Consider the following 12605-nt stretch of genomic DNA (forward strand, 5'->3'; position numbering starts at 1 on the left):
AGTTCATGACGAACCCGCTGCCGAACGTCGCCCTGATCCACTGCCACGACCTTGGCGACTGGCTCAGCTGCTACGGGTGGGACGGGGTGCCCAGTCCTCACCTTCAGGAGTTCGCCGACAACGCGATCGTGTTCGACAAGGCCTTCGCCACGGCCCCGCTGTGCACGCCGGCGCGCGCCTCGCTGTTCACCGGCCGCTTGCCGCACTCCAACGGGCTCATGGGGCTCGCCCATCAGGGCTGGCGGTACCGCAGCGGCGTCGTCACCCTGCCGGAGCTCCTGTCGAAGGCCGGCTACCGCACGACCCTGCTGGGCCTGCAGCACGAGGACCTGGACGCTCGCGTGCTCGGCTATGACGAGGTCCACGGGCTGGGCTTCCTGCCCCGCGCCCTGGAGGTCGCACGGCTCACCCAGCGGTGGATGGACGGCAGCAAGCCGGGTGCCGACCAGCCCTACTTCGCCGTGATCGGTCTGTGGGAGGTTCACCGACCGTGGCCGGCCGAGGACTACGAGCCGGTCGATCCGGCGTCAGTGACCGTGCCTCCCTACCTGCCGGACAACGAGCACAGCCGGCGCGACATCAGCGCGTTCTACGGGGCCATCCGGCAGATGGACGAGGCCGTCGGCAGGATCGTGCGCACTCTGCGGTCCGGGCCTGACGGGGACAACACCCTGATCATCTTCACGACGGATCACGGGGTGCCGTTCCCGCGGGCTAAGAGCACGTTGTACGACGCCGGCGTCAAGGTCGCGCTGATCGTGAGTCCACCTCCGGCCTGGGGCGTCCCTCCAGGGCGCCACGCGGGTCTCGTGAGCCACCTCGACATCACCCCGACACTGATCGAGCTGGCCGGGGTGGAAGCGCCGGACGACCTCGAAGGTGTCAGCATCCTCGACCAGATCAGGGGCGGCTCTGAAGGTGAACGCAGCCGGGAGCTCTTCCTCGAGAAGACCTACCACGACCGCTACGACCCCATTCGGGCTGTCCGAACCGAGTCGACCAAGTACATCCGCAACTTCGTGGCCGGCCCGCGCCTGCCGCTGGCGCAGGATCTCGAGGAGAGCGAGACGAGAAAGGGCATGGGGGACGCGCACCTGGCCCCACGACCGGAGGAGGAGCTCTACCTTCTGGAGAGCGACCCGTGGGAGCTGGACAACCGCGCCGAGGACCCACAGTGCGCGACTCTCCGCCAGGAGATGGCAGCTCGACTCCTGGAGCACCTCCAGCGAAGCGACGACCCCGTGCTGTCCGGTGCCGTCCCGCCGCCGGAACCCCCACTGAATCCCCGGGCCGCGCCCAACGCGTAAGCCTCAACTGCTGCAGGAAGGTGACGTCCCTGTGCGCGCCATCGTCGTCATGTTCGACAGCCTCAACCGCCGGTACCTGCCGCCGTACCACCCCGACTGCGGGATCGCCGCTCCGAACTTCGAGCGGCTGGCTCGTAACAGTGTTCGCTTCGAGAACGCCTACGCCGGGAGCATGCCGTGCATGCCGGCTCGCAGAGAGCTGCACACCGGCAGGTACAACTTTCTTCATCGTGGCTGGGGCCCGCTGGAGCCGTTCGACGACTCCGTCCCTGCACTGCTGGGCGACGCGGGCGTCACGACTCACCTGGCGACCGACCACATGCACTACTGGGAGGACGGCGGCGCCACGTACCACACGCGGTACGGCACGTGCTCGCTGATCCGTGGCCAGCAGGGCGACCCGTGGAAGGGCCGCGTCGCGGACCCTCCCGTTCCCGACAGCCTGCGGGTCAACCGAAGCGGCACCTGGCGACAGGACCGCGTCAACCGCCTGTACCTGAACGGGGTGCCGGACCATCCCCAGACCCGCACCTTCGACGCCGGCCTGGAGTTCGTCCGCGACAACGCCAGCGAGCAGGACTGGTTCGTGCAGATCGAGACGTTCGACCCGCACGAGCCGTTCTTCAGCGATCCCTCCTTCCTGGCGATGTACGGCGGAAACGACACATCCGTGCCCGAGTACGACTGGCCCGACTACGCGCAGGTCACCGAGAGTGAGGACGTGCAGGCAAACGTCCGGCGACACTACGCGGCGCTCGTCTCCATGTGCGACGCCTCCCTGGGGCGAGTGCTGGACGCGATGGACGAGCTCGAGCTGTGGGACGACACGCTGCTCGTCGTCTGTACCGATCACGGGTTCCTGCTGGGTGAGCAGGGCTGGTGGGGCAAGAGCGTGCAGCCCTGGTACGACGAGACGATCCACACGCCGTTGTTCGTGTGGGACCCCCGTACCGGCGTGCGCGGTGAGCGTCGTGACGAGCTGGTCCAGACGATCGACCTCGGTCCCACGTTGCTGGAGTTCTTCGGCGTCGACCGGACGCCCGCGATGCAGGGCGTCCCCCTGCGCGAAGTGATCGAAGCCGGCCGACCCGTGCGCGAGTACGCCCTCTTCGGAGCCTTCGGCGGCCATGTCTCCGTCACCGACGGCCGGTACGTGTACATGCGCGCCTGCCGGGAACCGGGAAACCGCCCCCTGTACGAGCACACGCTCATGCCCACCCACATGCGCGGCTTCTTCAGCCACGACGAGCTGGCCAGCGCGAGCCTCCACCAGGGGTTCTCCTTCACCAAGAACGTGCCTGTACTGCGCACCGAGGGCCACGTCTTCAACGACCCCTACGCCTTCGGGACACTGCTCTTCGACCTGGACGATGATCCCCGGCAACAGCATCCGCTCGTCGACGACGAGATCGAACGCCGGATGGCTACGGCGCTGGTGCAGTTGCTCCGCGAGAGCGAGGCGCCGGAAAGTCAGTACGAACGTCTCGGCCTGCCCAAGGTCGGCCCGGTTGCTGACGACCACCTCCTGTGCGCCGACCAGCATGACCAGGTGCAGGCGTCGCGGAGAGGAGCGCCGCCGGTCGACGAGTTCCCGGACTCTCCCTTCGGGGTCCGCACTCGGGTCAAGGACCTGCTCGCCCACCCGCCGTCCGCTGACGTCCTGCGTCGTCACTGCAAACCGGTCGCGGTCGGCCCCTTCGGTCGGGTCTGCGGCGAGATCTCGCTGTACCGGGCGGCCACCAGCCTGATCGGAGTGCTGCCGTGGGACGTCCTGCGCACGATCGCTGCGGAGTTGGCCGAGCTGCCTCCCGCCGAGGCAATCAACCGGGACGCAGACCCGGCGGAGCAGCTGAGCGACCGCACACGCCCGACATGGTCCTGACCCACCGACGCGGCGCTGAGCTGGTTGACGCGAGACCCACCTCGTGACAGCGCTCCTCGTCATCGCTGTGCTCGTCGCCTCCGCCGTCCAGCGACTCACTGGGATCGGGTTCGCCATGCTCGTGGCCCCCTTCGCCGTCCTAGCCCTTGGCCCCGGCCCCGGAGTGGTCCTGGTGAACGCTCTGGGTATCGTCTCGGCCGTCCTCGTGATGGTGCGGGTCCGGCAGGACATTCACTGGCCGGCAGTCGGTGGGCTGCTGCCGTCCGCCGCGGTCGGCGTTCTGCTCGGTGTGGTCATCACTCGAGCCCTTTCCGTGGCGGCAGCCCAGATCGCCGCCGGAGCAGTGATCATGCTCGCTGTCGGCACGTCCGTCCTCGTCGTCCGCACGACGTCGGTCGCCCGGACTACCACGGTCACGGCGGTGGCGGGGACCGCGTCGGGTCTGATGGGTGCGCTCGCAGGCGTGGGAGGGTCCGCCATGGCCGTGCTCGCCATCCTCACACGCTGGGAGGCGAAGGACTTCGCCGCGACGATGCAGCCGTACTTCGCTCTCCTGGGCGTCATCACCATCACCGGGCGACTCCTCGCCGATCCCCGCACCTGGCCAGGACTCAGCCTCCCGGTGTGGGCCTGTCTGGCGACAGCCATGGTGGTGGGCCTCGTCCTCGGTGAACGGGTCGTACCGTCCCCAGCGCTCGCCCGCAACGTGGTGGTGCTGCTCGCCGGTGCCGGCGGTCTGCTGGCAGTGGTCGACGGCGCGCGAACCCTCATTGGGTAGCCGGTCGTCGGGCAGCCGTGTCGTTGCAGCGTGCCCGAAGGTCGCCGCCGGACGGGCCTCAGGACGCCGGAGTGTGCGCCGTCCGTGACCTTCTTCCGCGAGCCCGGCGTCCCGGTCGTCGTCCATCCCCGCAGCGGTCCAGTGCCTGGCGGACTCACCGGGCCGGAGCCACTCGTCGGGGTGCTGTGCCGGCACCCGACGCTCACCGCCGAGCCGACCGTGGGCGCCTCCAACGTGGGCCGGGACGAGGTTGGGACGCAGGTCACGCCCGGTCGTAACGCAGCTGAGCCGCATGCACTTCGTGGAGGTGCTTGCTGTTCCAGTCGGTGAGCTGGCGGAAGATGGGCACCAGCGTGTCGGCCAGCTCGGTCGCCTCGTACTCCACCCTCGGCGGCACCTCCGCATGGTACGTGCGCGTCACCAGCCCATCGCGTTCCAGACGGCGCAGCCGCTCGGTGAGGACCTTGGGTGTCACGCCGGGCAGCAGAGCGCGCAACTCACTGAAGCGCAGCCGGCCGTGCTCGCCCAGCACCCACAGGACGTGCGCCGTCCACTTGCCGAACACGATCTCCGCCATCGGCGCGAACGGGCACGGGTCTTCCACCATGGCCGCCATGGGTATCTCCTTGGTAACCAGTATCCCGAGCATACTAACGTGGCCCACATGGAGCTCGGCATCTACTCCTTCGGCGACATCCTCGACCCGGACGACCCTCATGCACCACAGAGGCGACTCGACGCGCTCGTCCGCCACGCGCGACTCGCTGACGCAGCCGGACTGGACGTCTTTGCGGTCGGAGAGCACCACCGGCCCGACTACGTCGTCTCCGCCCCGGAAGTGGTGCTCGCGGCGGTTGCGGCCACGACGACCCGGATCCGACTGACGACGTCCGTCGTCGTGGTGTCGACGGCCGACCCGGTTCGCCTCATGGAGCAGTTCGGCACCCTCGACAACCTCTCGCACGGCCGCGCCGAGATCACCGTCGGTAGGGGCGCGTTCCCCGAGTCCTACCCGCTGTTCGGGTACGACATGCGGGACTACGAATCTCTCTTCGACGAGAAGGTGCGCCTGCTCATCCAGCTCCGGGACGACCCCACCCGGCCGTGGCACGGCCAGCACCGGGCGCCCCTGCGCGACGTGCACATCGGGCCCCGCCCAGTGCAGGAGCGACTGCCGATCTGGATCGGCGTGGGCGGGACTCCGCAGAGCGCCGTCCGCGCCGGCCTCCTCGGTCAGCCCATGTTCCTGTCCTTGTTCGCCGGCCCGCACAGTGGCATTCGCCTGGTCGAGCTGTACCGCCGGGCGGGTGAGCAGGCCGGCCATGACCCGGCGACGCTGCGACTGGCGACCGGCGGCCACGTCTTCGTCGGCCGCACCTCCCAGGGAGCACGCGACGAGTTCTTCCCGCACTACTCCCAGTACCTGTCCGTGCATCCCAGCTTCCGCGGTGGGATGCCCCGGACCGTCTACGACCAGTGGATCACCTCCGGTTTGCTGGTCGGCAGCCCGCAGCAGGTCATCGAGGGCATCTTGTCCCACCGTGAGGTGCTCGGCGCCGACCGGTTCGTCGGACAGTTCGATCCCGGCATGACCGAGGCTCTGACTGAGCAGAGTCTCGAGCTGTACCTCACCGAGGTGCTTCCGGTGATCCGGCGGGAGACTGCCGCCGACGCCGCTGCCGACGAGGAGGTGCCCGCTTCATGAGGATCGGGATCATCGGGGCCGGCAAGCTCGGCACAGCCGTCGCCCGCCGAGCCGTCGCCGCCGGGCATGAAGTGCTGATCGCGGGGCGGCCAGGAGCCGTCGGGACAGATCTCGTCATCGAGGTCATGGTTCCCGGTGCCACTGCCGCCCCTGTCACCGAGTGGGACGCCGTCGACCTGGCGATCCTCGCCGTTCCGTTCTCGACTGCCCTCACCCTCGACCTGCCCCTGCGGCCAGGCACCATCGTCATCGACCCGACCAACCACTGGGAGCCCGTCGACGGGCCGCGCCCGGACCTGGACGGGCTCAGCACCAGTGAGGCCATCGCCGCGAACCACCCCGCGCTCGTCTGGGTGAAGACCCTCAACCAGATCGGCTACCACGACCTCGAGGAGAGCCCGGAGCGGCCTCAGCCCATGGACGTCGCCACGGACTCCGCCGAGGCGGCCCGCACCGTCGCGAGCTTCCTGAGGACGATCGGCCTGGCCCCGACGGTCATCGGCTCTCTCGCGGACGGGTCCCTCCTCGAACCTGGCGGCGAGCGGTTCGGGTACCAGAGCGAGTCAAAGGCCTCCTGACCCCGTCGCGACCTGGTGTGCTGGCGTCAGTCGGTCTCGTCATGGACCCTTCACGATTGTTGAGCCGTCAACTATCATGAGCATCCAGGTTGGGGGACCACCGAGCCGGAGGACCGCCATGTCCAGTGAGAACGCGTCTAGTGGTAACGCGTCCAGCCGTACCGCACTCGCCGACGCCCGCATCCCCGCCTCGCACCCGTTCGCCCAGCACCTGCGGCGGGTCGCCGAGCTCGACGCGCAGCGGCCGCACCGCCGGTGGACGCCCGAGGACGGGCCGCTGCCCAGCCTGTTCCTCTCCCACGGCGGCGGGCCGATGCCGTTCGCCGACCCGGCGTGGTTGGACCCGCTGCTGGCCTGGGCGCGCTCGCTGCCCCGGCCCCGCGCCGTCCTCATCGTGTCGGCGCACTGGGAGTCAGCTCCCCTGGCGCTCAGCGCGCCCCGGCCGGCGGGGCTCGTCTACGACTTCGGCGGGTTCGACCCGATGTACTACGCGTTCCGGTACGACACCCCGGACGCCGCCGGGCTGAGCCGCCAGGTGCGGGCCCTGCTGCCGGACGGTCACGACGTCCACGAGCACACCAGCCGCGGTCTCGACCACGGCTCCTGGGTGCCGTTGAAGATCATGTACCCGGAGGCCGACGTCCCGGTCCTGCAGCTCAGCCTGCCCACCGACGACCCGGAGGAGCTGCTGGCGCTCGGTCGGCGACTACGCCCGCTGCGCGAGCAGGGCGTCCTCGTCGTCGGGTCTGGCCACATGACCCACGGGCTGCCGTTCCTGACCAGGGAGGTGTTCACCGGGAAGGTCGTCCCGGGCTGGTCCGCCGACTTCGACGCGTGGGCGGCCGACGCCCTGGCCCGCGGCGCCGTGGACGAGCTGGCCCGCTACCGGACCGCGGCGCCGGGGATGCCCTACGCCCATCCGACGGTCGAGCACTTCATCCCGCTGTTCGTGGCGCTGGGCGCGGCCACCGACCCGTCGGCACCGGTGACGACGACCCTCGACGGCTACGGCCTCGGCCTGTCCCGCCGGTCCTTCCAGGCGGCGTGACACAGCGTCTCACTCGCGGTCCTACTCGGCGCCGAGGACGGTGACGGCCACGAGCAGGACGCCGTAGATCACCAGTCCGGCCGCGAACCAGCCGAAGCTGCCGCGGCGCTCCGAGGGGACCTCCTCCTTGACCACGTTGAGCAGCACCGCGCCCCCGAGGAGGGCGGTGAGCAGGGACACCACGAGCGTGCTCGTCGGCGCCAGCAGCACCGACGCCACCCAGCCGGCGACCAGCGCGCCGGTGAGCAGTAGCCGGCCGCTGTGCCGGAACCGCCGCGGGTAGTCCTCCGACAGGCCCCGGTCGGTGAGCACGAAGTGCAGACCCATCGCGACGGTGAACAGGACGGCGAAGCCGAGCCCGGTGCGGATCCTCAGGGCCATCGTGTAGGTGATGAGCCCGTTGTAGACCATGAACGCCCCGAGGTGCACCCAGTACACCCCGGCGCCCGGTTCGTGCGCCGTCCGGGCGGCCAGCCGCTCCAGCCCGTAGAACACGGTGAACCCGGTCAGCGCGACGCCGAACACCGCAAGCTCCAGCAGCGGGGTCGGTTCGATGACGTCGTGGAGCGCCTCACCGATGGCCTCGTTGCCCGCCGCGATCTCCGGGAGCAGGTGCAGGAAGACGTAGGACACTGCGATCCCGCCGGCGAAGGACGCCATCCGGCGCTCCGGCACCAGCGGCAAGCGCCTCAGGTGCGGGGCTGACAGGTGCAGTGCGGCGAGCACGGCCGTCGCGACGAGGGCGCCGACGAGGGAGGCGGTGACCGACACGCGGACGATCCTCGCCCGCCCCCCGGCACGGCGCGCGGTGACCCACGCCTACCTGCACCCCACGTCGTGCGGGCTTGACGTGGGGCCGAGACCCCGTCACCCCACGTCGTGCGGGCTTGACGTGGGGCCGGCGCCGCCCCGCCGGAGCCGGAGCCGGTCCCGGACCGCCCGCCAGCGGTGCACCGGACGGTCCGCGACCGCCCAGTACGCGGCTCCGGCCAGCAGCGACGCCACGACCCCGACGGCCGGGTGCAGGTGGTCCAGCGCCGGGTAGACCAGCCAGTGGGTCAGGTAGATGTACAAGGACGCCGCGGCGAGCAGGCCCGCGACCCGGTTGAGCCCCGGCAGCACCGGAAGTGCCGGGACCCAGGCCAGCAGGAGCACCCCGCCGAGGACGAGCAGCTCGCGCTGCGGGTCGCCGAAGAACCCCGGGACGGTCACGACCGCCGCAGCGGAGGCGGCCAGTCGGTGCCACGTCGTCCGGGAGCGGGCGACGAACCAGCCCAGGGCGAACAACCACAGCACCGGCATGGTGTGCGGCACGCCCGGGTCGACGACGTCGTAGCGGACCAGCAACCCGACTCCGAACAGGACCGCCGGGACGACGAGCGGGTGCCGTCGTTCCAGCCTCGCCACCGGCGGCAGGGCGAGCAGCGCGGCGACGGCGACGAGGACGTAGACGAGCACCTCGATGAACCAGAAGTGCCACTGCTCCGTCCACGTCGGCGGACCCACGATGGCGTTGAGCAGCAGCACGTTCGCGAGCGTGTACCGGTCGGTGACGAGGGCGGCGACGGCGATGAAGGCGACCGACGGCACGACGACGCGGGCGATGCTGCCCAGGTGCCGGCGCAGCCGGGCCAGCACGTCGCCCCCGCCGAGCTGGAACCGGGCGAAGTTGAACCCCGCCACCGCCATCAGCACGTGCGCGCCACCCGGTAGGGCCAGCAGCTTCGCATGGGTCGCCACGATGAGGACGATCGCCACCGCGCGCAGGACGACGCTCGTCTCCACCGTCGCGATCCGCCGGCGCCGGCGGCCCGCGGTGGTCCGCGCCGACCGCGGCACCAGGTCCCGGACCGGGGTGACGTGCCATCCCTCGGGAAGGTGCCCGAGGACCTGCTCGAGGCGGATGGAGGTCTCGACGTAGGACAGGGAGTCTCCGCCGAGACCGACGAACGTGTCCTCGTCCCGGACGTCGTCCCGGTCCAGCAGGACGCCGAACAGGCGCCGCAGGTCCTCGGTGCCCCGGACCTCGGCGGGCACCTCCTGGGTCGTCCACGTCCCGTCCGCGACCGATGCCTCGGGCGCCTCGGCCAGCGCCGCGACCGCCCGGTAGTCGGTCTTGCCGTTCCCGAGCCGGGGCAGGTCCCGGACGGCGCGGGCCACCACCGAGCGGGCCGGCAGACCCAGGTCCGCGGCGACGGTCCGGGCGAGCAGGTCGACGTCCGGGTGAGAACCCTCGACGGCCGCGACGATCCGCTCGTCGGTCGACGCGCAGGCCGCGCGCACCCCGAGGCCGGCGAACAGGTCCTCCACCCGGTCGAGGTCGATCCGCAGCCCGAAGAGCTTGGCGAACCGGCTCAGCCGGCCGACGATCTCGTACAGCCCGTCCGGGTGCCGGCGGGCCACGTCCCCGGTGCGCAGCTCGGTCACCGTGGCGCCCAGCGCCAGGTCGTGCGGGCCGTGGGCGTACCCGAGCATGACGTTGGGGCCGGTGTAGACCAGCTCCCCGACGTCGGGGTCCTGTTGGTCTCGAGCGCCGGGTTCGGCGCCGGACCCGGCGTCCGGGGCCAGCGGACGCAGGTGGAACGTCCCGCCGGGAATCGGGACGCCGATGGTCTGCGGCCGCTGCGCTGCCAGGTCCGCCGGCAGGCACGCCATCCGCGCGGTCGCCTCGGTCTGCCCGTACATGACGACGAGGTCCCAGCCGCGGCGTCGTCCGAGCTCGGCGAACTGCCGCACCCGCTCGGGGGCGAGCCGTCCCCCGGCCTGGGTGACGAGCCGCAGCGACGGCAGGTCCCGGTCGGCGAAGCCGGCACGGTCGAGCAGCTCGAAGGTGTGCGGGACCCCGGGCAGGGTCGTCACGCGCCGGGCGGTGAACGCCTGCCAGAAGCACGGGTCGACCACGGACAGGTCCGTGAGCAGCAGGCTGGCGCCGACGGCCAGGTGGCTGTTGAGCACCGACAGCCCGTAGGAGTACGACAGCGGCAGTGTCGTGACTGCGACGTCGGTGCTGCGGATCCCGAGGGCCTCGACGATCGACTCGGCGTTCGCCTGCAGGTTGGTGGCGGAGAGCCGGACGAGCTTGGGGGAGCCGGTGGTCCCGGACGTGCTGAGCAGCAGGGCGAGGTCCGGGTGCAACCGGTGCGCCGTGCCCTCGCGCCGGACGTCGAGACGCGGCAGGTCGTCCTCGCCCGGGACGACGACGACGTCCGGGTCGTAGGCCGCGCCCAGTGAGGTGACGGCGTCCGCCTTGTCGTGCGGGACGAGGACGACGGGGTGGCCCCCGGCGAGGGCGGCGAGGTAGGCCACGACCGTCGGCACGTCGTTGCGGGCCGGGACGAGGACGAGGCGGCGGGTGGTCCCGAGGGCGGCCAGGGTGGTGCCGACGAGGTCCGCCAGCTCGGCGTAGCCGACGGCGCGGTCCGGGGTGAGCAGCGCCGGGCGGTCGCCGAAGCGTGCCAGGCCGCTCGCGAACGGCACGCGGTTGAGCAGGAGGGCCGGCGCGGCGGCACGGGGGGGCGTCGACACCCGGAGCACTCTAAAGTAAGGCTAGCCTTACCTTCAAGGCGTGCTGGCGGCCGGTCACCGCAGGCAGCAGACCGGGACTACGCTCCCCGCCGTGCCAGAGAAGATCGTCCTGCGTCTGGACAGCCGGACGCCGCCGCCGCCCCCGCACCTGCGCGTCCTGCTCGGCACGCCGGTGGTCCCCGAGCTGCTGAGCCTCGACGCCGGGGACGACGGACTGCGGCTCGGTGAGTACGTGGCAGTCCCGACCGGGCAGGCGGTCACGGCCCAGGGCGAGACGGCGGACCTGTACCTGCTGCGGCTGCGCACGGACCACTCGGCGGCCTCCTGACCCGGTGAGCCGTGTCGGCTCTCCGCCCTAGAGTGCCGGGCGTGAGCGAGCCGACAGCGAGGACCTTTCCCACCGACTTCACCTGGGGTGCCGCGACGGCGTCCTACCAGGTCGAGGGCGCCGTCGAGGAGGACGGCCGCGGCCCGTCGATCTGGGACACGTTCAGCCACACTCCGGGCCGGGTGGCGAACGGCGACACCGGCGACGTCGCCTGCGACCACTACCACCGCTACCGCGAGGACGTCGCCCTGCTACGTGACCTGGGACTGGGCGCCTACCGGTTCTCCGTGGCCTGGCCGCGAGTGCAGCCCACCGGGTCCGGCCCGGCCAACCCGGCAGGTCTGGCGTTCTACGACCGGCTCGTCGACGAGCTGCTGGCCGCCGGGATCGAGCCGTGGACGACGCTGTACCACTGGGACCTGCCGCAGGCGCTCGAGGACGCCGGCGGCTGGCGGGTCCGGCAGACCGCCGAGCGGTTCGCCGAGTACGTCGACCTGGTCACCGCCGCGCTCGGCGACCGGGTCCGCCACTGGATCACCCTCAACGAGCCGTGGGTGTCCTCCGTGCTCGGGCACGTCGCCGGCGTCCACGCCCCCGGCAGCACCGACCCCGCGCTGGCGCTGCCGACCGCCCACCACCTGCTGCTCGCCCACGGCCTGGCCGTCCCCGTCGTCCGCGCGGCCGTGCCGGACGCCCAGGTCGGCATCACTTTGAACCTCTCCGACGTCACCGCGGCCAGCGATGACCCGGCCGACGTCGAGGCCGCCCGCCGCGTCGACGGCACCCAGAACCGGCTGTTCCTCGACCCGGTGCTGCGCGGGCGCTACCCGACCGACGTGCTCGACGACCTCGCCACGATCGGGCCGCTGGACGTCGTCCGGGACGGCGACCTCGCCGTGATCGGCGCGCCCACGGACTTCCTCGGCGTGAACTACTACTTCGGTTTCCAGGTCGCCGGGGCCGGCAGCGGCCGACCCGGCGTCCCTGCCGGCCCCGCCTACCCGACGGCCCCCGACGCCGTCCTCGTCGACCGCGGCCTGCCCCGGACGGCGATGGGCTGGGAGGTGCGGGCCGAGGGACTGACCGAGCTGCTGCGCCGCCTGCACCGGGAGTACCCCGGCACCCCGGTCGTCATCACCGAGAACGGGTCCGCCTGGGACGACGAGGTCTCCCGGGACGGCCAGGTGCACGACCCGCAGCGGGCCGCCTACCTGCGCGACCACCTCGCCGCGTGCCTCGACGCACTCGCCGAGGGGGTCCCGCTGCGCGGCTACTTCGCGTGGTCGCTGCTGGACAACTTCGAGTGGGCCGAGGGGTACGCCAAACGGTTCGGGATCGTCCGGGTCGACTACGACACCCAGGCTCGGACACCGAAGGACAGTGCCCGGACGTACGCCGAGGTGGCTCGTACTGGACGCCTCTCGCTGGGGAACGGCCCCGGTAACGCTCGCTGA

Annotated in this window: 11 protein-coding genes; 8 read left to right on the forward strand and 3 right to left on the reverse strand. The window is 71.4% G+C overall.

The window, feature by feature from the left end; genetic code table 11:
* The first annotated feature begins 5 nt into the window (after window positions 1-5).
* From HJG43_00610 to HJG43_00620, 3 genes are read left to right on the forward strand one after another with little or no spacing between them, the layout of a single operon-like run.
* Window positions 6-1307, forward strand: a complete 1302-nt coding sequence (locus HJG43_00610; GenBank protein UER53299.1) for a sulfatase — start codon at window positions 6-8, stop codon at window positions 1305-1307.
* Window positions 1308-1338: 31 nt separating this feature from the next.
* Complete coding sequence (locus tag HJG43_00615) at window positions 1339-3189, forward strand: sulfatase (protein ID UER53300.1); 1851 nt, start codon at window positions 1339-1341, stop codon at window positions 3187-3189.
* Window positions 3190-3232: 43 nt separating this feature from the next.
* On the forward strand, window positions 3233-3967 hold the full coding sequence (locus HJG43_00620) for a TSUP family transporter (GenBank protein ID UER53301.1): 735 nt from the start codon (window positions 3233-3235) through the stop codon (window positions 3965-3967).
* A 262-nt stretch (window positions 3968-4229) separates the two neighbouring features.
* Here HJG43_00620 and HJG43_00625 read toward each other — a convergent pair whose 3' ends face one another.
* Window positions 4230-4583 (reverse strand): helix-turn-helix transcriptional regulator, encoded by a 354-nt coding sequence (locus HJG43_00625; protein UER53302.1) that lies wholly within the window; start codon window positions 4581-4583, stop codon window positions 4230-4232.
* 48 nt (window positions 4584-4631) lie between these two features.
* Between HJG43_00625 and HJG43_00630 the strand changes: the two genes are divergently transcribed.
* From HJG43_00630 to HJG43_00640, 3 genes are all read left to right on the forward strand, one after another.
* Complete coding sequence (locus HJG43_00630) at window positions 4632-5672, forward strand: LLM class flavin-dependent oxidoreductase (protein ID UER53303.1); 1041 nt, start codon at window positions 4632-4634, stop codon at window positions 5670-5672.
* Window positions 5669-6250, forward strand: coding sequence for an NAD(P)-binding domain-containing protein (locus tag HJG43_00635; protein ID UER53304.1), 582 nt, complete (start codon window positions 5669-5671; stop codon window positions 6248-6250). The genes HJG43_00630 and HJG43_00635 overlap by 4 nt, the downstream gene beginning before the upstream one ends.
* 118 nt (window positions 6251-6368) lie before the next feature.
* Window positions 6369-7298: a dioxygenase gene (locus tag HJG43_00640; GenBank protein UER53305.1), complete on the forward strand. Its 930-nt coding sequence runs from the start codon at window positions 6369-6371 to the stop codon at window positions 7296-7298.
* A gap of 21 nt (window positions 7299-7319) precedes the next feature.
* Here the strand turns inward: HJG43_00640 and HJG43_00645 are convergent, their stop codons facing one another.
* Window positions 7320-8069, reverse strand: coding sequence for a hypothetical protein (locus HJG43_00645; protein UER53306.1), 750 nt, complete (start codon window positions 8067-8069; stop codon window positions 7320-7322).
* 96 nt (window positions 8070-8165) lie between these two features.
* Window positions 8166-10823: an AMP-binding protein gene (locus tag HJG43_00650; protein ID UER53307.1), complete on the reverse strand. Its 2658-nt coding sequence runs from the start codon at window positions 10821-10823 to the stop codon at window positions 8166-8168.
* Window positions 10824-10914: 91 nt separating this feature from the next.
* On the opposite strand from HJG43_00650, the gene HJG43_00655 reads away from it, so the two are divergent.
* Entirely contained in the window at window positions 10915-11151 is a 237-nt protein-coding gene (locus HJG43_00655) for a hypothetical protein (GenBank protein ID UER53308.1), read from the forward strand.
* Between the two features lie 41 nt (window positions 11152-11192).
* On the forward strand, window positions 11193-12605 hold the full coding sequence (locus HJG43_00660; protein ID UER53309.1) for a beta-glucosidase: 1413 nt from the start codon (window positions 11193-11195) through the stop codon (window positions 12603-12605).

The sequence above is a fragment of the Kineosporiaceae bacterium SCSIO 59966 genome (assembly GCA_020881835.1).
Classification (GTDB): domain Bacteria; phylum Actinomycetota; class Actinomycetes; order Actinomycetales; family SCSIO-59966; genus SCSIO-59966.